This window comes from Pseudoxanthomonas dokdonensis, assembly GCF_001431405.1.
GTDB classification, from domain to species: Bacteria; Pseudomonadota; Gammaproteobacteria; order Xanthomonadales; family Xanthomonadaceae; genus Pseudoxanthomonas_A; species Pseudoxanthomonas_A dokdonensis.
In genome coordinates, this window is sequence record NZ_LDJL01000007.1 from 195,943 (window position 1) to 220,466 (window position 24,524).

Below are 24,524 nucleotides of genomic sequence, written 5' to 3' on the forward strand. Positions count from 1 at the left end.
GGTGGCCGCCTTTTCCTGCACGTACAAGACCGTCTGGCCGGTCAGCCCAGTGATGCCAGCCAGTCTTCGTCGGAGCCTTCGTTGACGCCCTCGAACAGCGGCGTGGAGAAATAGCGCTCGCCGGTATCCGGCAGCATCGCCAGCAGCACCGAGCCCTCGTCGGCACTGGCCGCGACCTGCAGGGCCGCGGCGACGGTGGCGCCGGAGGAAATGCCGACGAAGATGCCTTCTTCCGCCGCCAACCGGCGTGCGGTCGCAATCGCCTCGTCGTCGCTGATCGGCAGGATCTGCTGTGCCACGTCGCGGTTGAGCACCTCCGGCACGAAGTCCGGGGTCCAGCCCTGGATCTTGTGCGGTTTCCATTCGGCACCGGACAACAGCGCCGCGGCGGCAGGCTCGGAAGCAATGATCCGCACCTCCGGTCGTGCCACCTTGAGGACTTCGCCGACGCCGGTCATGGTGCCGCCGGTGCCCCAGCCGGAAACGAAGTAATCCAGTCGCAGCCCGGCGAAGTCGCGCAGGATTTCGGCCGCGGTGGTCTGCCGGTGATAGGCCGGGTTGGCCGGGTTGGTGAACTGGCTGGCGAGGAACCAGCCGTGCTTCTTCGCCAGTTCCTCGGCCTTGCGGACCATGCCGCTGCCGCGCTCGGCGGCCGGGGTCAGGATGACCTTGGCACCGTAGGCGCGCATCAGCTTGCGGCGCTCGACCGAGAAGGTTTCGGTCATGGTGGCGACGAACCTGTAGCCGCGTGCGGCGGCGACCATCGCCAGGGCGATGCCGGTGTTGCCGGAGGTCGCCTCGATGATGGTGTCGCCGGGTTTCAGCAACCCCTTGGCTTCGGCATCGAGGATGATCGCCAACGCCAGCCGGTCCTTGACCGAACCGCCCGGGTTGAAGGATTCAACCTTGGCATAGACGCTGACGTGGGCCGGCGCGATGCGGGCGAGCTTGACCACCGGCGTGCGGCCGATGGTGTCCAGGATGTTGTCGTAGATGGCCATGCAGTTCTCCGGAAAACCATAGGGTGAGGAAGTCGGCCTGAAGGCGGTCGAGCGCCATCAGCAACGATCACGCCGCCCGCGACAGTATGCTCGCGTCGACGTTGCCAGAAGGTTGCGCCAGATCGGCCGCGCGCAACGGCGGGCTACCGAACCAGTGCAGGGATTCGGCCAGCGCGGTCACCTCTCCCAGCAGCAGCAGGGCCGGGGACTTCACTTGGTAGGCACGTGCTGTGCCGGGCAGATCGGCCAGGGTGCCGGTGATCACGCGCTGCTCCGGTCGCGAGCCGTTTTCGACCAGCGCGAACGGGGTCGCCGCGGCGCGGCCGGCATCGAGCATGCGGGTGCGGAAGTCCTCCAGCCCGGCCACCCCCATGTATACCGCCAGGGTCTGCCGCTCCTGCGCCAGCGCCTGCCAGTCGAGCGTGTCCAGCGAGTCCTTGCAGTGGGCGGTGACCAGTCGTACCGACTGGGCGTGGTCGCGATGGGTCAGCGGAATCCCGGCGTAGGCGGCGCAGGCCAGCGCGGCAGTGATGCCGGGGACCACATCGAAGGCAATGCCATGCTGGCGCAGGAACTCGAGTTCTTCGCCGCCACGGCCAAACACGAAGGCGTCGCCGCCCTTCAGCCGGACCACGCGCGCGCCATCACGGGCGTGCTGCAGCATCAGTGCGTGGATCGCCTGCTGCGACATGCTGTGCTGGCCGGCCGATTTGCCGACTTCGATGCGGCGGACATGGCGCGGCACCAGTTGCAGCACCGCCTCGCTGACCAGGCGGTCGTGCAGGACCACGTCGGCCTGCTGCAACGTGCGCAAGGCAGCCAGGGTCAGCAGGCCGGGATCACCGGAGCCGGCGCCGACCAGGGTCACGCGGCCAGCCCCGCTGCCATGCTGGGCATCAGCGGCCGGCGACCGCGGCGGCTGTCGCGCGGGGTCGACGGCATCGGTCAGGATGCGTCGCTCGGTGGCGGCAGTGGTGACCTCGCGGACCAGCCTGGGGTCGTCGCTGGCGAGCACCGCCAGCCAGGTTCCCTCCAGTGCCTCGGGCTGGAACCGGCGGGCTGTCCACGCAATCAATCCCTGCTGCAGCAACTGCTGCAGATACGGCGTCAGCTGTTCGGCGACCAGCCGGGGCAGGGCACCGGCCTGCAGCAGTGCATCGACCTTGCGTTCGGCCAGCGCGCCACCACCGACCACCAGCACCGGACGCTGGTCCAGATGGGCGAACAGAGCGAATGGCGGGGTGTCCACGGCAGGCGATGACCGGCAGCAAAGGGATGCTGACCGTAGCGCCCGCCCACAGCCGGCGGAAATGATTTGCCGCACAAGGCATATGCCTTGTAGTTATAAGCGCAGGCAGCTAACGTCTGGCGGATTGTTCTACAGTCTTGACCCGCATTGCGCGCCGCCCGCCGGCCGGGCTCCGGGCTGTCGCCGTCTCCAACAACCGAGTTGCCATGACCCTGATCCAGCTGCGCTATCTGGTGGCCATCGCCGACGCCGAGCTCAACATCACTCTGGCCGCGGCGCGCGTCCACGCGACCCAGCCCGGCCTGTCGAAACAGCTCAAGCAGCTGGAGGACGAGCTCGGCTTCCTGTTGTTCATGCGCAAGGGCCGCAGCCTGGAAGCGATCACCCCGGCCGGCGAGGAAGTCATCCAGCGCGCCCGCGCGGTGCTGGCGCAGGCCAACAACATCCGTACCTACGCTGCCAACCAGCGCCGCGAGAGCCAGGGCCAACTGGTGCTGGCGACCACCCATACCCAGGCGCGCTTCGTGCTGCCGCCGGCCATCGCCCGTATCAAGCAGGCCTATCCGCAGGTCAGCGTGCACCTGCAGCACGCCGCCGAAAGCCAGGCCCTGGACCTGCTGAGTGCCGGCGACGCCGACATCGCCATCATCAGCACCGCCGGTGATGCCCCGCAGGCCGGCATTGCGGTACCGCTGTACCGCTGGCGGCGGCTGGTGCTGGTGCAGCGCGGCCATCCACTTGACCGCGCCAACGGCGAGCGGCCGAAACTGGAGGATCTGGTCGGGCTGCCACTGATCAGCTACGAATCCTCGACCCGGCCCGAATCATCCCTGCAACGCGCCTTTGCCGGCGCCGGGCTGGAGGCGACCATCGCCCTGACCGCGCTGGATGCGGACTTGATCAAGACCTATGTACGCACCGGCATGGGCGTCGGCCTGCTGGCGGAAATGGCGGTCAACGCCAACGATGTCGATCTGCGCGCCTGGCCGGCACCGGTGGAAGTGCGCGAATGCATTGCCTGGGCCGTGTTGCCACGCGAACGGGTGCTGCGCGACTACGCGCTGGAACTGGTCCACGTGCTGGCGCCGCAGATTGATCGTCGTGACCTGCGGCGGGTGCTTGAGGGCAACCAGCAGGCCGACTGGCCATCGCCGCCAACGTGGGAAACCCTGACCCAGACCATTACCAGTTGAGCCGATAGCAGGGACAAGGATGGAGACGAATACGAAGTTGAAGACGCTCGGGCTGATCGGCGGGATGAGCTGGCAGTCGACGCTGCCGTACTACCGCATCATCAACCAGACCGTGGCCGACCGCCTGGGTGGCCTGCATTCGGCACGGCTGCTGCTGTACAGCGTAGATTTCCATGACATCGAACAATTGCAGCAACGGGGCGACTGGGTCGCCGCCGGGCATCTGCTGGCCGAGGCCGCGCGCTCGTTGCAACTGGCCGGCGCCCAGTCGATCGTGGTCTGCACCAACACCATGCACAAGGTGGCCGATGCCATCGAGGCCGCGATCGACATCCCGCTGCTGCATGTCGCTGACGCCACCGCGCTGGCACTGCGTGGCGATGGCCGCCGCAGGGTCGGTCTGCTTGGTACCCGTTTCACCATGGAGCAGGCGTTCTACCGCCAGCGCCTGGAACAGGGCCACGGCTTGCAGGTGATCGTCCCGGATGCGCAGGACCGCGACACGGTGCACCGGATCATCTACGACGAACTGTGTGTCGGCGTGGTCAAGGCTGACTCGCGGGCGGCGCTGCAGGCGGTGGCCGGGCAGCTGCTGGATGCGGGTGCCGAGGCGATCATCCTCGGCTGCACCGAGCTGTCATTGCTGCTGGGGCCGGAGGACACCGTCGCGCCGTTGTACGACACCACGCTCATTCACGCCCGTCACGCGGCCGACTGGTCGCTGGCCTGAGTGCTCCACGCGTGGTGGCCGCTTGACGATTGCCGCGTGCGAACGGCTACCATGGGCCCATCGATGGGGAGCACCGTGATATGCAGTTGATTACCAAGATTCTGCTGCGCCTGTACACGCCGGCCGCGCTGGTGGCGGTATCCGGCGTGGTCGTGGCCGAAGGCCTGGATCGGGCCGCCGATGGCATGGGCATGGTCAGTGCCGCGCACCTGGCATCGCTGTCGTTGTTGCTGGCGATTTTGATCAGCCTGGCGCTGGCCAGCTACTCGACCTGGCGTCTGTGGCGGTGGTTGAAGGGCATCGAGCAACGCTGTGATTGTGGCGGACTGCTGTCGCGACCACGCACCGACCACAACGGTCAGCGCTATCGCACCTGCGTGGTCTGCGGTGGCCGTGCCGAAATAGGCTGAGTAGAGCGGAGCCTGCTCCGCTGCGCGACAGCAAACGATGGAAGTGCGTAGAGCGGAGCTTGCTCCGCTACGCGATCGCAAAAGATGGATGGTGCGTAGAACGGAACTCAGGCTCTGGCCGGGTGCGCCGCGCCGCCCAGCAGCCGCGCAGGCAACATCAGCACCGCCGCCAGCAAGGCGAACAGCGCCGAAAAGGTGACGCCGACCAGCCGGAATGGCAACGACAGCAGCCATACCAGCGGCCACAACAACAACGCCAGCAGCGCCAGTGGCCAGCACAGCACAAACAGCAGGCACCAGATCAGCAGTACGCTCAGGGTTTTCATCAGGCTACTCCTCGCAATTCGGACATTGGAATCAGCGGCGATGTCGATGACGTGCACGGCCGCTCAGGTGGCACACGGTTGCGCCGCGCGTATTGGCTTGCGTTGCACGCAGACCTGGCTGTCGCGCTGCACCCGCGGCAGCCGCAAATGCTTGCCGGCGGCGACCGAAAACTGCTGTTGGCGTACCAGCGGACATTTCTGTCCCAGCACTTTCCGCAGCGGGTGATCGCATTGGCGGGCGAATACCGCGTAATGGCACTGGCCGCTGGCACTGGCCAGGCACTCGAAGTTGCCACCGTCGCTGGCCAGGGTGACCTTGCTGTACAGCAGATCGATGCCGTTGGCGCTGGACCGCGAGATGCTGGTGACCTTGCTTTCATCGCACCCGGCCAGCGCCAGCAACGTGGTCAGTGCGGAAGTAAATAAAGTCGTGAGCACACGCATGACGATTCCTTGTAGTGCAGAGTTGGATGCGGCAGGGGCAAAAAAGGTTTACATGCCGCGGAACAGACTCATGAAGGCCTGGCTGACGGTCAGGGTTTCCGGGCGGTTGCGCAGCCGGACCACGCCCTTGCCGCTGTCATCGCGGGTGATGCCGGCGATGGCCTTGAGATTGACGATGGTGGAACGATGGATCTGCTTGAACACGTTGCCGTCCAGTGACTGCAGCAGCTCGCGCAGCGGCGTGCGCAGCAGCGCTTCGCCTTCGGCGGTCAGCACCGCGGTGTACTTGTTGTCGGCGCGGAAGTAGGCCACATCCTCGACCGGTATCAGCCGGGTTTCCTTGCCGGTGCTGGCGGTGATCCATGCCAGTGGCTCATGCGATGGCGCCGGCATGTGCCGGGCCAGTCGCTTGGCCAGCGCATCCAGGGTCGACAGATCCGGATGGTTGCCACCGGCGACGCGCGATTGCAGGCGGCGGATGGTCGCGTCCAGTCGTTCACGGGTGATCGGCTTGAGCAGGTAGTCGATGGCGCCCTGCTCGAAGGCATCGACGGCGTACTGGTCGTAGGCGGTGACGAAAACGATCTGGGTATGCGGGCTGATGTCGGCGACCGCGGCTGCCACTTCCAGGCCGGTCAGGCCGGGCATGCGGATGTCCAGGAACGCCACGTCCGGTTGCTGTCCGGCGATCGCTTCGACCGCGCTGGCGCCGTCCTCGCATTCGGCGACGATGCGCAGCTCCGGCCAGCCGTCACGCAGCAGCGACGCCAGTGCGGTGCGCAGCAGTTCTTCGTCTTCGGCAATCACGCACTCAAGCACGGGCCTGCTCCTGCGGCGGTGGCGGTGGCGGTGTCGTTGCGGCGGCGGGCTGGCGCGGCAGGTTGATGGTGGCGGCCACGCCATGCGGGAAGTTGGAGACAATCGCGAACGAAGCCCGCTGGCCATAGGTCAGCCGCAAGCGCTCACGGACATTGTTGAGGCCGATGCCGGTGCCGGCGGTCTGGGTGTTGAAACCCATGCCGTCATCGGCGACGGTCACCGCGACCTGGTCGTCGTGGGTCCGCGCCAGCAGCCAGATGGTGCCACCGCCGGGCTTCGGTTCCAGGCCATGTTTGATCGCATTCTCGACCAGTGTCTGCAGCATCATCGACGGCATCGGCAGGTCCAGCAGTTCGGCCGGCACATTGACGTGGGTGGTCAGGCGGTTGCCCATCCGGATCTTGAGGATTTCCAGATAGGCCTGCGCGCGCTCCAGTTCTTCGCCCAGGGTCGATTGCGCATCGACGCTGCGCGGCAGCGAGCGCCGCAGATAGTCGATCAGATGTCCCAGCATCAGATCCGCGCGCGCCGGATCGGTGCGGGTCAGCACCTGTGCGCTGGCCAGGGTGTTGTACAGGAAGTGCGGTTCGACCTGCGCGTGCAGCATGTTGAGCTTGGCAACGGTCAGTTCCTTTTCGGTGACCGTCTGCTGCACGCTGTCGCGCTCGCCACGACGCAGCTCGCCGACCCGGCGGGTGATCGCGCGGCTGACCGCTTCAATGATTTCATGGTTGCTGCCGTCGTCGAGCAGCAGCAGGTCGGTCCACACCGGTGCGTTGGGGCCGCAGATAAGCATCACGCTGCTGCTGCTGCCACCGGGGCTGACCGTGGCCAGGATCTGGTCGTGCTTGACCGCCAGTCGTGCAAACACGTTGAAGCGCGACGGTGGCGCGTCACCGGCGATGTCGCGGCGGCGCACCAGTGCCCGTGCCTGCAGGCTGTCGCGGGCGCTCTCCAGCGCGGTGCTGCGCGGCAGTTCGCGCAGCGCGGCATCCAGCAGGTCGAAGGTCTGGCCGGCTTCCAGCGGTACTTCGATCTGGCGCCGCTGGCGGCTGGACAGGCTGGCGTGGTCCAGGCGCCCGGTCAGCAGCCATACTCGTCGCAGGTGCGAGACCAGACCGACCAGTACCGACACCATCAACAGCATCGCCAGCAGGCCGAACAACCAGCCCGGCCCTTCGTTCATCCCATAGAAGAAGCCGCTCCAGACAAAGCCGGCGACGAAGATCGCGGCCGCCCAGGCGGCAAGGGTACGGAGTATGAGGAACAGGCTGGCGAACACGGGAAGGGCCGGCAGGAAGGGATTGCCGGGCAGCATACCGACACATTCGGCGAGGGTGTGGATGCAGGCGACCAAACCCCGGATGACGCGATGAAACCGGTCTCCGCGGGGATGAAATCAGCTGTGCTGGAGTCTGTGGAAGGCCAGAACAAGCGTACAAGCAAAAAACTACCCATCGTCATCCCGGCGAGCGCCGGGCTTTTAGCCGACGGATGTTGGGTCATCCAGCCGCTTGGTCTCGGTGCCAGGCAACGGGCTGGATGACTGGAGATGGTCAGTTGAAAGCCCAGCGTTGGCTGCAATGACGGGTGTTTCGAGGGCGGAGGACTGACCTGCGGAGGTTACGCAAAGGCTGGATCCCGGCGTTCGCCGGGATGACGAGTATTTATCGGGCTGACGAGTATCTATCGGGATGACGAGCGTTTACCGGGATGACGAGCGTTTATCAGGATGACGAGTGTTTATCGGGATGACGAGCGTTTATCGGGATGACGAGTGTTTATCGGGATGACGAGTGTTTATCGGGATGACGAGTGTTTATCGGGATGACGAGTGTTTATCGGGATGACGAGCGTTTATCGGGATGACGAGTATCTATCGGGATGACGAGTGCTTATCGGGATGATGAGGATTTACAGGGAGGAGTGCTCGCCGGGATGACGAGTGCTCAACGGCGTTGGCGGGCAGAGAAGCTGAAAGCACTCATCCGCTGTCCGCTGTCGATGGTTGACCTCCGGTAGCGGGTGCGGAACAGATTCTCCGGCAGCTGGTCAGATCTCGGTGTGCAGGCCGCATTCGCGCTTGAGGCCGAAGAAGCGGGTGTCTTCTTCGCTCATGCCCGGTTCCCAGCGGGCGGTGGTGTGGATGTCGCCGATCGAGACGTAGCCCTGTTCCCACAATGGGTGATAGGGCAGCTCATGCGCTTTCAGGTACTGCCACACGTCGCGGTCGGTCCAGTCGGCGATCGGGTTGACCTTCAGGCGACCGTCGCGCTGCTGCAGGATCGGGGTGTTGGCACGGCTGCTGGCCTGGCTGCGGCGCAGCCCGGTGAACCAGGTGCCGACCTGCAGTTCCTGCAGGGCGCGTTTCATCGGTTCGACCTTGCGCAGGTTGTTGTACTGCTCGATGCCGACCAGACCCTGTTCCCACAGCCGGCCGTGGCGTGCTTCCATCCAGGCGCGGCTGACCAGTGGCCGGTACACCTGCAGGTTGAGCTTCAGGCGCTCGCTCAGCTGATCGGCAAAGCGATAGGTTTCCGGGAACAGGTAGCCGGTGTCGATCAGAATCACCGGGATGTCCGGCTGCTGCTCGGTCAGCATGTGCAGCAACACCGCCGCCTGCGCGCCGAAGCTGGAAGACAGCGCCGGCTTGCCGTGGCCATGTTGCAGCGCCCAGCGCACGCGTTCGGGCGCACTGGCGGCTTCCAGCATCTGGTTGTGGCTGGCGATGCTGTCCTGGAATGGCAGTATTGCAGCGCGGGACGGGGCATTCATGAGTGCAGCTCCAGGGAAATTTCCCGGTGTGTGGGGTAGCCGGGCAGGGTGATCACGCCACTGCGGTGGAGGAAATCGCCGAACGCTTCGCCGGCATGGCGCTGGGCGGCGTAACGTGCGAACAGCGCGTCCAGTTCGGCCAGGATCTCGGCTTCAGTGATGTTTTCGCGGTACAGCGTGTTCAGGCGCTGGCCGCGCAGGTCGCCGCCGAGCATCAGGTTGTAGCGGCCCGGTGCCTTGCCGACCAGAGCGATCTCGGCCAGGTAAGGGCGCGAGCAGCCATTCGGACAGCCACTGATGCGCAGCACCATGGGTTGTTCCTGCAGGCCATGCTGTTGCAGCAGCGGCTGCAGCGTGGCGATGAAATCCGGCAGGTAGCGCTCGGCCTCGGCCATCGCCAGGCCACAGGTTGGCAGTGCCACGCAGGCCATCGCCGCGCGTGCCAATGCGGTTTCCAGCTGCTGGCCGGTATCCAGGCCGTGCTCGCGGGCCAGTGCGTCGATGCTGGCCCGCTGCGCCGCTGGCACACCGGCGATGACCAGGTTCTGGTTGGCGGTCATCCGGAACTGCTGGCTGTCGCCATTCTGCTCCAGCAGTGCGGCAATCCGGCGCAGCCCGGTCAGGTGGCGCGCTGCGCCGCGATCGGCGATGCGGCCGGCGTACAGGTGCAGGGTCAGGTGCCAGCGTCCGTCTTCGCCCTCGACCCAGCCAAAGCGGTCGCCGTTGTGGTCGAAGGTGAAAGCACGCGCCGGTGAGAGAGTGAAGCCGGCGCGGCTTTCGATTTCACGGACAATGGTGTCCAGACCGTGATCGTCAATGGTGTATTTGAAGCGGGCGCGCTTGCGTTGTTCGCGATTGCCGAAATCGCGCTGGGTGGTGACCACTGCCGTGCCCAGGTCCAGCAGCTGCTCGGGGCGGATGAAGCCGATCACGTTGGCCACCCGCGGGTAGGTTTCGGCGTCGCCATGGGTCGCGCCCATGCCGCCGCCGATGCTGACGTTGAAGCCGGCCAGCACGCCGTCCTCGATCACCGCGATCAGGCCGAGGTCGTTGGCGAACACATCGACATCGTTGACCGGCGGCACCGCGAAGCCGATCTTGAACTTGCGCGGCAGATAGGTGTTGCCGTAGATCGGCTCCTGCTCCTGGCCACTGCCGGCCACCTGTTCTTCGTCCAGCCAGATTTCGTAATAGGCGCGGGTGTTGGGCAGCAGGTGCGCGGACAGCATTTCCGCCCACCCCTGCACCTGGGCGTGGGCGCGCGATTCCAGTGGGTTGGCTGCCACCAGCACGTTGCGGTTGACGTCGCCACAGGCAGCCAGGGTGTCGATCAGGGCGGCGTTGATCGCCTGCATGGTGGCCTTCAGCTCACGCTTGATCACGCCGTGGAACTGGAATGCCTGGCGGGTAGTGATGCGCAGCGAATGGTTGGCATAACGGCTGGCAATGGCATCCAGCTGCAGCCACTGGCGTGGACTGACCACGCCGCCCGGAGTGCGGGTGCGGATCATGAACTGGTAGGCCGGCTCCAGCTTCTGCCGGCGCCGCTCATCGCGCAGATCGCGATCGTCCTGCTGGTAGCTGCCGTGGTACTTGATCAGGGTCTGGTCCGATTCGCGCAGGGCGCCGGTGACCGGATCGGCCAGGCTGTCGAGCAGGCTGCCGCGAAGGCGCTTGCTGTCGGACTTGATGTCTTCTACTGAATGCGTGCTCATGGTCTTCCGTTGGCTGGATGCGCTGGCCGCCGTGGCTCAGTACACATCGCGGCTGTAGCGACCGCCGGTCTGCAGGCGGGTCAGGTAGTCGTTGGCGGCGTCGGCATCGACGCCGGCGTGTTCGATGACGATGTCGAGCAACGCGGCGTGCACGTCCTTGCCCATGCCGATTGCACCGCAGACGTACAGGTGAGCGCCGTTTTCCAGCCAGTCGTAGACGGCACGGCCGCTTTCGCGCAGCCGTTGCTGCACGTAGACCTTGTCGGCCTGATCACGCGAGAACGCCAGATCCAGCCGATGCAGTTCGCCATTGCGCAGCGCTTCCTGCCATTCGCTCTGGTAGAGGAAGTCCTGGTTGAAGTGCTGGGCACCGAAGAACAGCCAGTTACGGCCGCTGGCAGCGGTTTCGGCGCGCTCCTGGACAAAACCGCGGAACGGCGCCACGCCGGTGCCGGGGCCGATCATCAGGACGTCGCGCGCGCCGTCGGCCGGCAGCCGGAAGCGTTCGTTGGCTTCGATGTAGACCGGTGCGCTGTCGCCGTCCTGCAGCGATGACAGGAAGCCGCTGGCGGCGCCGAGATGGGCGTAGCCAAAGGCTTCGTAGTTCAGCACGTCGACGGTCAGATGCACTTCCTCGCCGACCCGCTTGCGACTGGAAGCGATGGAATACAAGCGTGGTGCTAATGGCCGCAATGCCGCGACCAGTTCTTGCGCGTCCCAATGCGCCGGCCAGCGCCGCAGCACATCGATCAATTGATGGGTGTTGAGCAACTCGGCCAGCGCCGCGTTGCGCCCCGGCGCCAGCAGGTCGTTGAGTTCGTCGCTGCGTGATTGCGCGGCATGCAGCGCCAGCAGCGGTCGCGCCAGCTTGTTGAGTTCGCGCTTGCCAGCCAGCCATTCACGCAGTGGCAGGGTCTGGCCGTCATGTGACACCGCTTGCTCGCCATCCAGTTGCAAGGTGCGCAGCACGCCTTCGACCAGTGGCGCCGGATTGCGCTGCCAGATGCCGAGTGCATCACCGGGTTCGTAATGCAGACCGCTGCCCTGCAACGACAGCTCGATATGGCGCACGTCCTTGCCGGCGGCACCGTACTGCAGGAAACCCGGGCCCTTGAAATTGCGACCACTCAGCGGCTGGTTGAGCAGCAGTTCGGCGGCGAATGGCCGGTCATGCGAATAGGCCGGCACGTTGGCCGGGCGCAGCGGGGTCACGGTCGCGCTGGGTACGGCAGCATGCTCGGAGGTGAGCAGCTCGCGCGCCTGCGCCAGTGCCTGTTCGCGCCACGGGGTGGCGACGGTGTCGATGTCCAGGTCGGCTTCGCCGACCGCGAACAGGCGGTTGGCGCCGAGCTCGGCCAGGCGCGCATCCAGTCGCCGGCTGATGCCGCAGAAATCGGCATAGCTGGAATCGCCGAGACCGAGCACCGCATATCTGAGTTCCGGCAGCCGTGGTGCGCGCTTGCCGCTGATGAATTCAACCAGGCCAATGGCGTCGTCGGGCGGGTCGCCTTCGCCCTGGGTGCTGATGACCACGTACAGCAGCCGCTCCCTGGCCAGCTCGCGGGTCGGATAGGCGTCGGCGCGCAGCAGTCGCACCCCCAGCCCGGCGGCTTCGGCGGCGGCAGCCAGCTGTTCGGCCTGGCGCTTGGCATTGCCGGTCTGGCTGCCATAGACGATGGTCAGGGTGCTGGTGGTGGCGCCAGCGGGCGCGGCCGATACGACCGCCGCGGGCGGCAGCAGGGCCAGCTGTGGGCTGGCTGGTCCGTGGGCCTGGGCCAGCCCAGCCGCATAGCCGGATACCCACCACAGGCTGGCGCCATCCAGGCCATCCACGACCTGGGCCAGCAGCCGCTTGCGCTCGTCGGGCAACGGGCTGGGGGCCAATGCAGGGGAGGTGGCGCTCATCGGCGGGACCTTGCAGGACGATCAGGCGTGCCCGATCAGGAGCACCGATGCTAGGGACATCCTGATCGCAGCAGAAAGGACATGTGGTTATGCGCTTATCGCTTTGGCTTATTTCACCGCGGTGGCGGCACGGCCAATACTGGGCGCCCTGGCCAGCCACGGTGGCGGGTAGCTGCTACCCTTCGCCGGTGTCCTGACCACCGCCTTTCATACCGCAGACCCTGATGACCGTCGCCCCGCGTTTGTCCCACCTGGATCGCCTGGAAGCCGAAAGCCTGCACATCCTGCGCGAGGTCGCGGCCGAGTTCCGCAACCCGGTCCTGCTGTACTCGGTGGGCAAGGACAGCTCGGTGCTGATGCACCTGCTGCTGAAGGCATTCGCCCCCGGCAAACCGCCGATCCCGCTGCTGCATGTCGATACCCGCTGGAAGTTCCGCGAGATGATCGCCTTCCGCGACCGGCGGGTGGCCGAGACCGGGCTGGAGCTGCGGGTGCACATCAATCCCGATGGCGTGGCCCAGGACATCGGACCGATCAGCCACGGTGCCACCGTGCACACCGACATCATGAAAACCCAGGGCCTCAAGCAGGCGCTGGATCAGCATGGTTTTGACGCCGCCATTGGCGGCGCCCGCCGCGACGAGGAGAAGTCGCGCGCCAAGGAACGTATTTTCTCGTTCCGCAACGAGCGTCACCGCTGGGATCCGAAAGCACAGCGGCCCGAGCTGTGGAACCTGTACAACGCCCGCATCCGCAAAGGCGAGAGCGTGCGCGTGTTCCCGTTGTCGAACTGGACCGAGCTGGATATCTGGCTGTACATCTATCGCGAGAACATTCCGGTGGTGCCGCTGTATTTCGCCGCGCCGCGACCGGTGGTCGAGCGCGATGGCGCGCTGATCATGGTCGATGACGAGCGCTTGCCACTGGCTGCTGGCGAAGAGCCGCGACAACGCCAGGTCCGGTTCCGCACGCTGGGCTGCTATCCGCTGACCGGCGCGATTGAATCCAACGCCGACTCGCTGGAGGCGATCATCCAGGAAATGCTGGTCACCCGCAGCTCGGAGCGGCAGGGACGGGTGATCGATCACGACCCCGGTGCATCGATGGAGAAAAAGAAGCTGGAGGGATACTTCTGATGCAGCAGGAAACAGATGCGGGATCGAAAAGCCGGGACGCGAAACCTGGTCATTCGAGTGTGGCGGCTGCCCGGTCCCCGGTCCCCGGTCCCCGGTCCCTGGACAGCTACCTCAAACAGCATGAGGAAAAACCGCTGCTGCGCTTTATCACCTGCGGCAGCGTCGATGACGGCAAGAGCACGCTGATCGGGCGGTTGCTGTTCGACAGCAAGCGCTTGTTCGACGATCAACTGGCGGCGCTGGCCAATGACAGTCGCCGTCACGGCACCCAGGGCGATAACATCGACTACGCGTTGTTGCTGGACGGCTTGGCCGCCGAACGCGAACAGGGCATCACCATCGATGTCGCCTATCGTTATTTCGATACCGAAAAGCGCAAGTTCATCGTCGCCGACTGCCCCGGCCACGAGCAGTACACCCGCAATATGGCGACCGGTGCCTCGACTGCGGACCTGGCGGTGGTACTGGTCGATGCGCGCAAGGGGCTGCTGACCCAGACCCACCGGCACAGCTATATCGTTTCGTTGCTGGGCATCCGCCAGGTGGTGCTGGCGGTCAACAAGATGGATCTGGTCGATTACGACCACGCCGTGTTCGAGCGCATTGCCGATGAATACCGGGCGCTGGCGCAACAGCTGGGGATTGCCCAGGTCAGCTGCATTCCGCTGTCGGCACTGAACGGCGACAATTTGTCGCAGCGTTCCGAGCGTATGCCCTGGTACGACTGCACCAGCCTGCTGCAGCATCTGGAAAGCGTGCCGTTGCTCGATAGCGACCAGCAAACCGGTTTGCGCCTGCCGGTGCAATGGGTCAATCGTCCGCACCAGAATTTCCGCGGCTTTGTCGGTACCATCGCCGCCGGCAGCGTCAAGCCTGGCGATGCGGTGGTGGTGTTGCCTTCCGGGCGCCGCTCGACCGTGGCGACGGTGCTGGATGGCAATGGTGAAGTGGCACAGGCGCATAGCGGCCAGGCGGTCACCCTGACCCTTGCCGATGAAATCGACATCAGCCGCGGTGACGTGATTGCCGCCGCCGATGATCCGGCCGAGGTTGCCGATCAGTTCGCCGCGCACCTGCTGTGGATGGACGAGGCCGCGTTGTTGCCAGGTCGCCCCTACCTGCTGAAGATCGGCACCCGCACCGTGTCGGCGACGATCAGCGAGATCAAGCACCGGGTCGACGTCAATACGCGCGAGCATCTGGCGGCCAAGCGGCTGGAGCTCAACGAAGTCGGTTACTGCAACCTGAGCCTGGATGAGCCGGTCGCGTTCGCCGCCTATGCAAGCAACCGGGTGCTGGGTGGTTTCATTCTGATTGACCGGCAAAGCAACGCCACGGTGGCGGCCGGCACGCTGGATTTCGCCTTGCGCCGCGCCGGCAACGTGCACTGGCAGCATCTGGACGTGGACAAGGCGGCGCGCGCGCGGGCCAAGGGCCAGCAGCCCAAGGTGCTGTGGTTCACCGGCCTGTCCGGTGCCGGCAAGTCGACGATTGCCAATCTGGTCGACAAGCGCCTGCATGCACTGGGCTATCACAGCTTCATCCTCGATGGCGACAACGTCCGCCACGGCCTCAACCGCGACCTCGGTTTCACCGACGAGGACCGGGTCGAGAACATCCGTCGCGTCGCCGAGGTCGCCAGGCTGATGACCGACGCCGGATTGATCGTGCTGGTCAGCTTCATCTCGCCGTTCAGGGCCGAGCGGCAGATGGCGCGCGAGCGTTTCGAGGACGGCGAGTTCATCGAGATCTTCGTCGACGTGCCGCTGGCACTGGCTGAACAGCGCGACGTCAAGGGCCTGTATCGCAAGGCCCGGGCCGGCCAGATCCCCAATTTCACCGGCATCGACTCGCCTTACGAGGCACCGACGGCAGCCGAACTGCATCTGCCGGCTGGCGAACAGTCGCCTGAACAGCTGGCCCAGCAGGTACTGAAGGCGCTGCGGCTGGATTGAGCCAGGCGGTGCTCGCCATGCAAAGGCCAGCGTGGCGAGCTTCGCCATGCGCTTGTTTCCGGCCAGCATGCAGCCTGCACCGGTAACCCGTGCAAGGGTCATCAGTCATGCTGTATCGGCGCTTTCGGCGGCCCTTTCGTTGATGGCCTGACTGTAAACTTCAAGGTGGTTTCAGGCCTTGGGATAAACATGTTGAACCGGTTTCCGGCGCGGGTGGACACAGAGTCCACCTCCCTCACGCGTACGGCACTGATCCGGCTGGCGATGCTGGCCGGCGTGGTGGTGCTGGTCGGCTGTGGTCGCGACGCGGCGGTCGATGGCGGCCACGACAAACCGGTGCCGGTGACCACCCAGGTCATCAAGTCGCGTGAGTGGAACGATTCGCTGAAGGCCTTGGGCACCGCCAAGGCGCATGAATCGGTGACCCTGACCGCCAAGGTCAGCGACATCATCGAAGGCGTGCATTTCGAAAGTGGCCAGCGCGTGGTTGCCGGCCAGCCGCTGGTGACGCTCAAGGAAGACGCCCAGCAGGCGGCACTGGCGCAGGCCGAGGCGACCTTCAACGAAGCCGACCAGTTGTACAAGCGGCAGCAGGAGCTGGCCGACCAGCAATTGATCGCGCGCTCGGCGATCGATGCGCAGCGGGCGTTACGCAATGCGGCGCAGGGGCGGGTGCGGCAGATGCGTTCGGACATCAGCGACCGCACCATCCGCGCACCGTTCTCAGGCGTGCTCGGCATCCGCCAGGTCAGCCCCGGTGCGCTGACCACGCCGACCACGGTCATCGCCACCCTCGACGACATCGAAAGCATGTACGTCGATTTCCAGGTGCCGGAAGTGGACCTGGCCTCGTTGCAGGTCGGTGACAAGGTGGTCGGCAGCACCTCGGCCTGGCCGGCGCTGAAGTTCGAAGGCCAGGTCGAGACCATCGACGCGCGGATCGACGCGCAGACCCGCGCGGTCACCGTGCGCGCGGTATTCGCCAACGCCGATCACAAGCTGCGCCCCGGCATGTTGATCGACGTCGAGCTGTACCAGCCGTCGCGACAGGCACTGGTGGTGCCGGAAATCGCCGTGGTCCAGGTCGGCCGCGAGTCGCATGTGTACCGGGTCAAGGCCGATGACACGGTCGAGCAGGTGCCGGTCGAACTGGGTGTCCGCCGCGATGGCGATGTCGAGGTGCGCGAAGGACTGGCCAGTGGCGATCGCATCGTGGTCGATGGCGTCGGCAAACTACGCAGCGGCCTGAAGATCGACGATGGCGCCAGCGCCGATGCCAAGCCGGGCGCCGCGGTACCGGCGGCACGGGCGGCCGCGCAATGAAACTCTCCAACATCTCGATTACCCGGCCGGTGTTTGCCGTGGTCATGAGCCTGTTGTTGATCGTGCTGGGGGTGATGTCGTTCACCCGCCTGACCCTGCGTGAACTGCCTGCCATCGATCCACCGATTGTCTCGGTGGAAGTGGAATACACCGGCGCCTCGGCGGCGGTGATCGAAACCCGCATCACCCAGGTGCTGGAAGACGCGTTGTCGGGCATCGAAGGCATCGAGACCATCAACGCGCGCAGCACCAACGGCGAGTCCGACGTCAGCATCGAGTTCAACGCCAAGCGCGATGTCGAGGCCGCCGCCAACGATGTCCGCGACGCGGTCAGCCGGGTCGCCGATCGCATGCCCGACGAGGCGCGGCCGCCGGAGATCTCCAAGGTCGAAAGCGACGCCGACGCGATCATCTGGTTCAACATGACCTCGTCGAGCATGGACACGCTGCAGCTCAGCGATTATGCCGACCGCTACGTCAAGGACCGTTTCTCGGCCATCGACGGCGTGGCCACCATCCGCATCGGCGGCAACCAGCGCTACGCGATGCGGATCTGGCTTGACCGCGATCAGCTGGCCGCGCGCAATCTGGTGGTCAGTGACGTCGAGGACGCGCTGCAGCGCGAGAACGTCGAGTTGCCGGCGGGGCGGCTGGAATCCGACACCCGCGATTTCACCCTGCGGGTCGAACGCAGTTACCTGAAACCGGAGGACTTCGCCCGCATCCCGCTCGGCAAGGGTCCGGATGGCTATGTGGTGCGATTGGGCGACGTGGCCCAGGTCGAGCTGGCCTCGGCCGAACGCCGCGCCTATTACCACAGCAATGGCGAGCCGGGCATCGGCCTGGGCATCGTCAAGACCTCCACCGCCAATGCGCTGGACGTGGCCCGCGCCGCGCGCGAGGTGGCCAAGAAGATCGAGACCACGCTGCCGAAGGGCACCCACATATTCGTCGCGTTCGACAACACCACCTTCATCGAGGCCTCGGTCGAGCGCGTGTACCACACCCTGGCCGAGGCCATCGTGCTGGTGCTGATCGTCATCTGGCTGTTCCTGGGCAGCGTGCGCGCGGCGTTGATTCCCGCGGTCACCGTGCCGGTCTGTCTGATCGCTTCGTTCATCGCGTTGTATGCATTCGGCTTTTCGATCAACCTGCTGACCCTGCTGGCACTGGTGCTGTCGATCGGCCTGGTGGTGGATGACGCCATCGTGGTGGTCGAGAACATCCAGCGCCGCGTTGATCTGGGCGAGCCGGCGCTGGTGGCGGCCAAGCGGGGATCGGCGCAGGTCGCGTTCGCGGTGATCGCGACCACCGCGGTGCTGGTGGCGGTGTTCCTGCCGGTCGGCTTCCTGGAAGGCAACACCGGCCGCCTGTTCCGCGAACTGGCGGTGGCACTGGCCGCGGCGGTGGCGATCTCGGCCTTCGTGGCGCTGTCGCTGACTCCGATGATGTCGTCCAAGCTGCTCAAACCGCACGCCAGGGAAAAACCCAACCGCATCCACGGCTGGGTCAACCGGCGGCTGGACTGGGTGACCGCCCGCTATCGAGGAACGCTGGACCGCAACGTCGATCGCACCTGGCTGTTCGGTGGCCTGATGGTATTGGCGCTGGCGGCCATCGGCGTACTGTTCCACTACCTGCCGTCAGAGTTGGCGCCGGCGGAGGATCGCGGCGTGTTCAACATCATCATCGATGGCCCTGAGGGCGCCGGTTTCGACTACACCGTGGCGCAAGTGAAGAAAGCCGAAGCGATCGTCAACGGCTTCGTCGGTCCGGACAAACCGCTGCAGCGGGCCAATCCGCGCGTTCCTGGCAGCTACGGATCCAGCGAGGAAATGCATACCGGCCGTATCAGCATCTTCCTGCAGGACTGGGACAAGCGCACCGTCACCACGCCGGAAGTAGCCGACCAGATGCAGCACGCGCTGGATGGCCTGCAGGGCGTGCGCGCGCGTACCCAGGTCGGCGGTGGGCTGGTGCGCAGTCGTGGCCAGCAGTTCCAGATGGTGCTGGGTGGGCCGGAGTACAGCGAGATCGCGCAGTGGCGTGATCGCATGCTGCGACGGATGGAACAGAATCCCGGCCTGGTGGGCCCGGATTCGGACTACAAGGAAACCCGGCCGCAGATGCGGGTCGACATCGACCACCAGCGCGCCGCTGATCTGGGCGTCGGCGTGACCGACATTGGTCGCGCGCTGGAAACGCTGATGGGTTCGCGCCGGGTCACCACCTTTGTCGACAACGGCGAGGAGTACGACGTCATCGTGCAGGCCAAGAAGCAGCTGCGGGCCTCGCCAGCCGATCTCGACGCGATCCGGGTCCGTTCGCGTTCGGGCGAACTGATTCCGCTGTCCAACCTGGTTACTCTGAGCGAGGTCGCCGAGCCGGGCACCTTGAACCGCTTCAACCGTTTGCGTTCGATCACCATCAGCGCCGGCCTGGCACCGGGCTACCGGCTGGGCGATGCGATTGCCTGGGCGCAGCAGACCGCGCGCGAGGAGTTGCCCGAGTACGCGCAGATCGACTGGAAGGGCGAGTCGCGCGAATACCAGCAATCCGGCGGTGCGGTACTGCTGACCTTCGCGATGGCGCTGTTGATCGTCTATCTGGTGCTGGCCGCGCAGTTCGAGAGTTTCCTGCATCCGCTGGTGATCATGCTGACCGTGCCACTGGGCGTGCTCGGCGCGCTGCTGGGCTTGTGGATCAGCGGCGGCACGTTGAATCTGTTCAGCCAGATCGGCATCGTCATGCTGGTCGGGCTGGCGGCCAAGAACGGCATCCTGATCGTCGAGTTCGCCAACCAGCTGCGTGACGAAGGCCGGGCCGTGCACGCGGCCATCGTCGAATCGGCCTCGGTGCGCCTGCGGCCGATCCTGATGACCTCGATCGCCACCGTGGTCGGCGCCATCCCGCTGGTGGTCGCCGGTGGCCCCGGTTCGGCCAGCCGCGCCACGATTGGCGTGGTGGTCATTGCCGGTGTTTCGTTCTCGACCCTGCTGTCACTGTTCGTGGTGCCGGCGTTCTATGCCCGTCTGGCGCCATACACCAGGTCGCCGGACTCGGTGGCGCACACGCTGCAGGATCTGGAACAGAAAACTCCTTCGGTCGGTGGCCATGCCTGAGTCCGATCCACTGCGACTGCAAGGGCAGGGATTCGTGCTGCGGCGCTGGTCGCCGCATGACCTGCGTTCGCTGGTCCGGCATGCCAACGATGCCGAGGTCGCCCGCGGGCTGAGTTCGCGCTTTCCACATCCGTACCGGCGCCTGGACGGGGTGCGTTTCCTGGCTGGCGAAGTGGTGGATCTGCGCGATCCGGTGTTGGCCATCGAGATTGACGGCGTTGCCTGTGGCGGTATCGGTGCGCATCCGGCCAGCGGCGAGCGCGCCGGCGTCGCCGAGCTGGGCTATTGGCTGGGACGTCGCTACTGGGGCCAGGGCATCATGACCCGGGTACTGGACTGCTACGTGCCGTGGGTCATGCGCGAGCTGTCCCTGCATCGCCTGCAGGCACAGGTGCTGGTGTCCAATCCGGCCTCGGCGGCGGTGCTGGCCAAGTGCGGCTTCGAGCAGGAAGGCATCCAGCGCCAGGCGGTGCTGCGCGCCGGCAAGCCGCAGGATCTGCGGCTGTTTTCGCTGATCCTGCCGCTGCCCGACGCCATCGCTGCCAACGCTCTGCCGGCAGTTTCATCCATGGCCATCGACCATGAGTGATTGACCGCCAGCGGCTTGTTTCGCCAAATGGGGCGCGATCGTGGACAATCGAACGCGTCGCGCGTCCTTGCCCCGTGATTACGCCCACCTCATTCCAGGAGTTTTGAATGGAAGCATTTTTCAGCAGCATCAACGACATTGTCTGGAGTACGCCGCTGATCGTGCTGTGCCTGGGGGCCGGCCTGTATTTCTCCATCCGTACCCGCTTCATGCAGCTGCGCGGCGTGCCGGAGATGATCCGGCTGATGCTGCGCGGCGAGAAGTCCGACGCCGGCGTGTCCTCGTTCCAGGCACTGGCGATTTCGCTGTCGGGGCGGGTCGGGGTCGGCAACATCGCTGGTGTCGCCACCGCCATCTATTACGGTGGCCCGGGCGCGGTGTTCTGGATGTGGGTGATGGCGTTCCTGGGCGCGTCCACCGCCTATGTCGAATCGACGCTGGCGCAGATCTACAAGGAGAAAGACGACGAAGGCCGTTACCGCGGTGGCCCGGCGTACTTCATCGAAAAAGCGATGGGCCAGCAGTGGTATGCATGGCTGTTCGCGATCGTCACCATCATCGCCTGCGGTTTCCTGCTGCCGGGCGTGCAGGCCAGCGAGATTTCCAAGGGCATGACCGGCGCCTGGGGCGTGGCACCGTGGATCACCGCCACCGGTCTGGTGGTGGCGCTGGCCTTCATCATCTTCGGTGGCGTCACCCGCATCGCCAGCTTCGCCCAGGTGGTGGTGCCGTTCATGGCGTTGGGTTATCTGCTGATGGCGCTGACCATCATGGTCATCGAAATCGATCAGGTGCCGGCGATGTTCGGCCTGATTTTCAAGAGTGCGTTCGGCGCCGAGGCGATATTCGGCGGGCTGATCGGCCTGGCCATCGAATGGGGCGTCAAGCGCGGCATCTATTCCAACGAGGCCGGCCAGGGCACCGGGCCGCATGCCGCCGCCGCTGCCGAAGTCTCGCACCCGGCCAAGCAGGGTTACGTGCAGGCGTTCTCGGTCTATGTCGATACCCTGCTGGTGTGCTCGGCCACCGCCTTCATGATTTTGTCGACCGGCATGTACAACGTGCAGGGCGCCGATCCCGCTGCCGGCCTGCTGGTCGAACACCTGCCGGGAGTGGCGACCGGTGCCAACTATGCACAGCAATCGGTGGAATCCCTGCTGCCCGGTTTCGGCGCTGCCTTCGTCGCCATCGCGCTGCTGTTCTTTGCCTTCACCACCATCATGGCCTACTACTACATGGCCGAAACCAACGTTGCCTACATCAACCGCAGGGTGCACCGGCCATGGCTGGTGCTGCTGCTGCGGGTGGCGATCCTGGCGGCGATCGGGGTGGGAATCCTGCGTGCCGGCGGCTCGGCCTGGACCCTGGGTGATATCGGCGTCGGCCTGATGGCATGGCTCAACATCATTGCCATCCTGATCCTGCAGCGGCCAGCGCTGCGCGCGTTGAAGGATTACGAGCAGCAGAAGAAAGCGGGCAAGGATCCGGTGTTCGATCCGGATGCGTTGGGCATCAAGCACGCCGATCTGTGGCGCGACATCAACAAACTGCCGTGACCGGCCCCTGATGAGCCTGTTTCGATGAATTCGCCCTGGAAGCCACACCCGCCGCGATCCGGCCGCAAGCCTGGTGGTCAGGAGCGTCCGCGCGCTTCGCAGCCGCGCGATGATCGCAGCGATCGCCAGCCAATGGACAATGACGCAATGCCGCCGGTACGGCCAGCCAATGAGCTGCGCCTCTACGGCTTCAACGCGGTGCAGGCGGTGTTCGCAAGGCAACCGCAGCGGATCCGCAAGCTATACCTGGCCGAGGCACGCATCCCGCAGTTGCAACCGCTGCTGGCCTGGTGCGTGAAGCATCGGGTCGGTTACCGGGTGGTGGCCGATGCCGACCTCAACAAGCTGGCGTCAAGCTCGCACCATGAGGGCGTGGTGGTCGATGTACTGAAAGCCGAACCGCTGTCGCTGGAGGCATGGCTGGGCCAGCTGCCAGCGGGTCCGGCGCTGGCGATCTGGCTGGATGGCGTCGGCAATCCGCACAACTTCGGCGCGATCCTGCGCTCGGCCGCGCACTTCGGCGTGGCCGGCATCCTGCAACCCGCCGATACCAGCCTGGCTCTGTCCGGCGCCGCGGCCCGGGTCGCCGAAGGCGGTGCCGAATCGGTGGCGCTGGTGCGGATGGGCGAGGCGGGTGATGCCATGACGCAACTGCGCGCCGCCGGGTTCCAGCTGGCCGCCACGGTGGTGCGTGGTGGCGCTGATGTGTTCACCAGGGAACTGCCACAACGGTTGATCTACGTGATGGGCGCTGAAGGCGAAGGCATGGCCCGGAACCTGGCCAAGGACTGCGACATGCAGTTGTCGATCCCCGGCAGCGGCGCGGTGGAAAGTCTGAACGTTGCCGCGGCCACCGCGGTGCTGCTGGCGCAGTGGCGGCTCAAGCACCGCCTCTAATCCCGTAGAGCGGAGCTCGCTCCGCTGACCAACCGATCAGCCGCCGACACGCAGATGCCGCACAGCGTAGAGCGGAGCTTGCTCCGCTGAACAAATCGATCACTCGCCGACACGCAGATGCCGCACAGCGTAGAGCGGAGCTTGCTCCGCTGCACAACTCGCCGACACGCAGATGTCGCTCGATGCAAAGCGGAGTCCCCGAAAGGGGATGCAAGCAACTCCGATCTACCGGGCAACCTCACCGGTTTCAAAGACAAAGCAATGACGGCCGGCCTGCGCGGGGCGCTGCTGGCCGTTGATCTCATCCCAACCGCCTTTGCGCCGCAACGGTGCGGTGAAGCTGGCGCACAGCCGGAAGCTGGCTGGATTGGTGGACGACGGCAGATATTCGTAGGGCTGGCCGGTGACCGGGTCGCGGAGAACGTCTTCGACCAGGTCCGATTGCGAGGTCGGCAGCCTGCCGTGCACTGTCTGGTACTTTTCCAGCTGGATCGACAAGCGATGCAGATCCTGCAGGCGCTGCTGGTCCTCGCGCTGCTGGCGCAGCAGTTGCGGTGAACCAATCGTCGCGAAGTAAATCGTCAGCGCCGCCACCACCACCAGTACCGCCGCGCCGAGCAGCCAGCTACCGGCACCCGGGCGCGTCATGGTTCCTGCTCCTCATGTCGCAGATCCCACAGATACCAGCCGAATATCGGCCCGGCGATGGCCAGGACCACAGCGCATTTCAACAGCAACGGCGTGGTCATGTCGCCATTGAGCACGCGGCTGATCAGGATGATCAGATCGGCCAGCACCACCATCGCGGCAATGAACAGGGTCAGGTAGGTCAGCCAGCGTCGTACCGGCGACAGTCGCTTGATTGGATGCCTGTGCAGATCCGCCGACAGCCGGTGGCTCAGCCAGATAAATACCGGCAGCGCGATCAGGATCGAGGCGACCGAGTTGGTCATGTCGCGCGACGAGCGCCGGTACAACGCGTTGTCAGTGGCGGGAGCGATGAACTGCTCGATCAGCTCGAACAACAGATCCGCCAGGTGATAGGCCCACAGATACAGGGTGGCGAACAGCACCAGGTAGAGGAAGGCTTCGCGTGCCGACAACTGCGCGCGTGGCCGTGGCACCGGCAGCGGGAAGTCGACTTCCGCATAGCGGTGCATGGCAACGGCCACGTGTTCCGGCGGCCAGCCTGCCTCGGCCAGTACCGCGGCGATATCGGCACGCGACTGGCCCTGGGCCAGCGCACGGCCGACAAACTGCTCGAGTTCCTGCTGCTCACTCATCACTGCGTCCTGGCTGTCCGGTCCACGCACTGTAGTGCATGGACCTTGCGGCTGCACAACGCATGTGATGCATCACGAGGCAGCGGTTCGAGTGAG

At 65.5% G+C, this 24,524-nt stretch carries 20 protein-coding genes and 1 pseudogene; 10 read left to right on the forward strand and 11 right to left on the reverse strand.

Translation table 11 applies throughout. From position 1 onward, the window contains the following. Positions 1-41: 41 nt before the first annotated feature. The gene (gene cysK / locus ABB29_RS07565; RefSeq protein ID WP_057658013.1) at positions 42-1,001 is read right to left on the reverse strand and encodes a cysteine synthase A; all 960 of its coding nucleotides are present in this window, start codon (positions 999-1,001) and stop codon (positions 42-44) included. 67 nt (positions 1,002-1,068) lie between these two features. After that, positions 1,069-2,250 (reverse strand): uroporphyrinogen-III C-methyltransferase, encoded by a 1,182-nt coding sequence (cobA, locus tag ABB29_RS07570; RefSeq protein ID WP_083487625.1) that lies wholly within the window; start codon positions 2,248-2,250, stop codon positions 1,069-1,071. Between the two features lie 206 nt (positions 2,251-2,456). Between cobA and ABB29_RS07575 the strand changes: the two genes are divergently transcribed. From ABB29_RS07575 to ABB29_RS07585, 3 genes are all read left to right on the forward strand, one after another. Further along, the gene (locus tag ABB29_RS07575) at positions 2,457-3,443 is read left to right on the forward strand and encodes a LysR family transcriptional regulator (protein WP_057658014.1); all 987 of its coding nucleotides are present in this window, start codon (positions 2,457-2,459) and stop codon (positions 3,441-3,443) included. Between the two features lie 19 nt (positions 3,444-3,462). Next, complete coding sequence (locus ABB29_RS07580; RefSeq protein ID WP_211260704.1) at positions 3,463-4,173, forward strand: aspartate/glutamate racemase family protein; 711 nt, start codon at positions 3,463-3,465, stop codon at positions 4,171-4,173. Between the two features lie 80 nt (positions 4,174-4,253). Beyond that, positions 4,254-4,583, forward strand: a complete 330-nt coding sequence (locus ABB29_RS07585; protein ID WP_157062548.1) for a hypothetical protein — start codon at positions 4,254-4,256, stop codon at positions 4,581-4,583. 107 nt (positions 4,584-4,690) lie between these two features. Here the strand turns inward: ABB29_RS07585 and ABB29_RS07590 are convergent, their stop codons facing one another. The 7 genes and pseudogenes from ABB29_RS07590 to ABB29_RS07620 form a co-directional block, all read right to left on the reverse strand. Further along, the gene (locus ABB29_RS07590) at positions 4,691-4,909 is read right to left on the reverse strand and encodes a hypothetical protein (RefSeq protein WP_057658016.1); all 219 of its coding nucleotides are present in this window, start codon (positions 4,907-4,909) and stop codon (positions 4,691-4,693) included. Between the two features lie 63 nt (positions 4,910-4,972). Continuing rightward, entirely contained in the window at positions 4,973-5,353 is a 381-nt protein-coding gene (locus ABB29_RS07595; RefSeq protein ID WP_157062549.1) for a hypothetical protein, read from the reverse strand. Positions 5,354-5,401: 48 nt separating this feature from the next. Next, on the reverse strand, positions 5,402-6,172 hold the full coding sequence (locus tag ABB29_RS07600; RefSeq protein WP_057658018.1) for a LytR/AlgR family response regulator transcription factor: 771 nt from the start codon (positions 6,170-6,172) through the stop codon (positions 5,402-5,404). Then, positions 6,165-7,454: a sensor histidine kinase gene (locus tag ABB29_RS07605; protein ID WP_057658138.1), complete on the reverse strand. Its 1,290-nt coding sequence runs from the start codon at positions 7,452-7,454 to the stop codon at positions 6,165-6,167. The genes ABB29_RS07600 and ABB29_RS07605 overlap by 8 nt, the downstream gene beginning before the upstream one ends. A gap of 770 nt (positions 7,455-8,224) precedes the next feature. After that, the gene (locus tag ABB29_RS07610; RefSeq protein WP_057658019.1) at positions 8,225-8,947 is read right to left on the reverse strand and encodes a phosphoadenylyl-sulfate reductase; all 723 of its coding nucleotides are present in this window, start codon (positions 8,945-8,947) and stop codon (positions 8,225-8,227) included. Then, a pseudogene (gene cysI, locus ABB29_RS07615) lies at positions 8,944-10,674 on the reverse strand (assimilatory sulfite reductase (NADPH) hemoprotein subunit); the annotation flags it as partial. The gene ABB29_RS07610 and the pseudogene cysI, both read right to left, overlap by 4 nt. A gap of 24 nt (positions 10,675-10,698) precedes the next feature. Next, complete coding sequence (locus tag ABB29_RS07620) at positions 10,699-12,567, reverse strand: assimilatory sulfite reductase (NADPH) flavoprotein subunit (RefSeq protein ID WP_057658021.1); 1,869 nt, start codon at positions 12,565-12,567, stop codon at positions 10,699-10,701. Between the two features lie 224 nt (positions 12,568-12,791). Here ABB29_RS07620 and cysD point away from each other — a divergent pair, with 224 nt between their 5' ends. The 7 genes from cysD to ABB29_RS07655 all read left to right on the forward strand — a co-directional run bounded on the left by cysD (position 12,792) and on the right by ABB29_RS07655 (position 23,145). Then, positions 12,792-13,703, forward strand: a complete 912-nt coding sequence (gene cysD, locus ABB29_RS07625) for a sulfate adenylyltransferase subunit CysD (RefSeq protein ID WP_057658022.1) — start codon at positions 12,792-12,794, stop codon at positions 13,701-13,703. Next, a complete protein-coding gene (cysN, locus tag ABB29_RS07630) occupies positions 13,703-15,658 on the forward strand; it encodes a sulfate adenylyltransferase subunit CysN (protein ID WP_057658023.1) in 1,956 nt (651 codons plus the stop codon). Before cysD ends, cysN begins: the two co-directional genes overlap by 1 nt. A gap of 264 nt (positions 15,659-15,922) precedes the next feature. Then, positions 15,923-16,981: an efflux RND transporter periplasmic adaptor subunit gene (locus ABB29_RS07635; protein WP_057658139.1), complete on the forward strand. Its 1,059-nt coding sequence runs from the start codon at positions 15,923-15,925 to the stop codon at positions 16,979-16,981. Next, a complete protein-coding gene (locus ABB29_RS07640; protein ID WP_057658024.1) occupies positions 16,978-20,103 on the forward strand; it encodes an efflux RND transporter permease subunit in 3,126 nt (1,041 codons plus the stop codon). Before ABB29_RS07635 ends, ABB29_RS07640 begins: the two co-directional genes overlap by 4 nt. Beyond that, positions 20,096-20,692 carry a GNAT family N-acetyltransferase gene (locus ABB29_RS07645; RefSeq protein WP_057658025.1) on the forward strand — a complete coding sequence of 199 codons (597 nt, stop codon included), beginning with the start codon at positions 20,096-20,098 and terminating at the stop codon, positions 20,690-20,692. The genes ABB29_RS07640 and ABB29_RS07645 overlap by 8 nt, the downstream gene beginning before the upstream one ends. 107 nt (positions 20,693-20,799) lie before the next feature. Beyond that, a complete protein-coding gene (locus tag ABB29_RS07650) occupies positions 20,800-22,248 on the forward strand; it encodes an alanine/glycine:cation symporter family protein (RefSeq protein WP_057658026.1) in 1,449 nt (482 codons plus the stop codon). Positions 22,249-22,272: 24 nt separating this feature from the next. Continuing rightward, positions 22,273-23,145: a TrmH family RNA methyltransferase gene (locus tag ABB29_RS07655; protein ID WP_083487629.1), complete on the forward strand. Its 873-nt coding sequence runs from the start codon at positions 22,273-22,275 to the stop codon at positions 23,143-23,145. 225 nt (positions 23,146-23,370) lie between these two features. Here the strand turns inward: ABB29_RS07655 and ABB29_RS07660 are convergent, their stop codons facing one another. Both ABB29_RS07660 and ABB29_RS07665 read right to left on the reverse strand, forming a co-directional pair. Next, positions 23,371-23,793: a hypothetical protein gene (locus ABB29_RS07660; protein ID WP_057658027.1), complete on the reverse strand. Its 423-nt coding sequence runs from the start codon at positions 23,791-23,793 to the stop codon at positions 23,371-23,373. Then, positions 23,790-24,428 (reverse strand): DUF5671 domain-containing protein, encoded by a 639-nt coding sequence (locus tag ABB29_RS07665; RefSeq protein ID WP_057658028.1) that lies wholly within the window; start codon positions 24,426-24,428, stop codon positions 23,790-23,792. The genes ABB29_RS07660 and ABB29_RS07665 overlap by 4 nt, the downstream gene beginning before the upstream one ends. Positions 24,429-24,524 lie beyond the last annotated feature (96 nt).

Coding starts and splice junctions, on each gene's coding strand:
- cysK (WP_057658013.1), bottom strand. CDS start 1,001: ATGGCCATCTACGACAACATCCTGGACACCATCGGCCGCACGCCGGTG.
- ABB29_RS07575 (WP_057658014.1), top strand. CDS start 2,457: ATGACCCTGATCCAGCTGCGCTATCTGGTGGCCATCGCCGACGCCGAG.
- ABB29_RS07580 (WP_211260704.1), top strand. CDS start 3,463: ATGGAGACGAATACGAAGTTGAAGACGCTCGGGCTGATCGGCGGGATG.
- ABB29_RS07585 (WP_157062548.1), top strand. CDS start 4,254: ATGCAGTTGATTACCAAGATTCTGCTGCGCCTGTACACGCCGGCCGCG.
- ABB29_RS07590 (WP_057658016.1), bottom strand. CDS start 4,909: ATGAAAACCCTGAGCGTACTGCTGATCTGGTGCCTGCTGTTTGTGCTG.
- ABB29_RS07595 (WP_157062549.1), bottom strand. CDS start 5,353: ATGCGTGTGCTCACGACTTTATTTACTTCCGCACTGACCACGTTGCTG.
- ABB29_RS07610 (WP_057658019.1), bottom strand. CDS start 8,947: ATGAATGCCCCGTCCCGCGCTGCAATACTGCCATTCCAGGACAGCATC.
- ABB29_RS07620 (WP_057658021.1), bottom strand. CDS start 12,567: ATGAGCGCCACCTCCCCTGCATTGGCCCCCAGCCCGTTGCCCGACGAG.
- cysD (WP_057658022.1), top strand. CDS start 12,792: ATGACCGTCGCCCCGCGTTTGTCCCACCTGGATCGCCTGGAAGCCGAA.
- cysN (WP_057658023.1), top strand. CDS start 13,703: ATGCAGCAGGAAACAGATGCGGGATCGAAAAGCCGGGACGCGAAACCT.
- ABB29_RS07635 (WP_057658139.1), top strand. CDS start 15,923: ATGCTGGCCGGCGTGGTGGTGCTGGTCGGCTGTGGTCGCGACGCGGCG.
- ABB29_RS07640 (WP_057658024.1), top strand. CDS start 16,978: ATGAAACTCTCCAACATCTCGATTACCCGGCCGGTGTTTGCCGTGGTC.
- ABB29_RS07645 (WP_057658025.1), top strand. CDS start 20,096: ATGCCTGAGTCCGATCCACTGCGACTGCAAGGGCAGGGATTCGTGCTG.
- ABB29_RS07650 (WP_057658026.1), top strand. CDS start 20,800: ATGGAAGCATTTTTCAGCAGCATCAACGACATTGTCTGGAGTACGCCG.
- ABB29_RS07655 (WP_083487629.1), top strand. CDS start 22,273: ATGAATTCGCCCTGGAAGCCACACCCGCCGCGATCCGGCCGCAAGCCT.
- ABB29_RS07660 (WP_057658027.1), bottom strand. CDS start 23,793: ATGACGCGCCCGGGTGCCGGTAGCTGGCTGCTCGGCGCGGCGGTACTG.
- ABB29_RS07665 (WP_057658028.1), bottom strand. CDS start 24,428: ATGAGTGAGCAGCAGGAACTCGAGCAGTTTGTCGGCCGTGCGCTGGCC.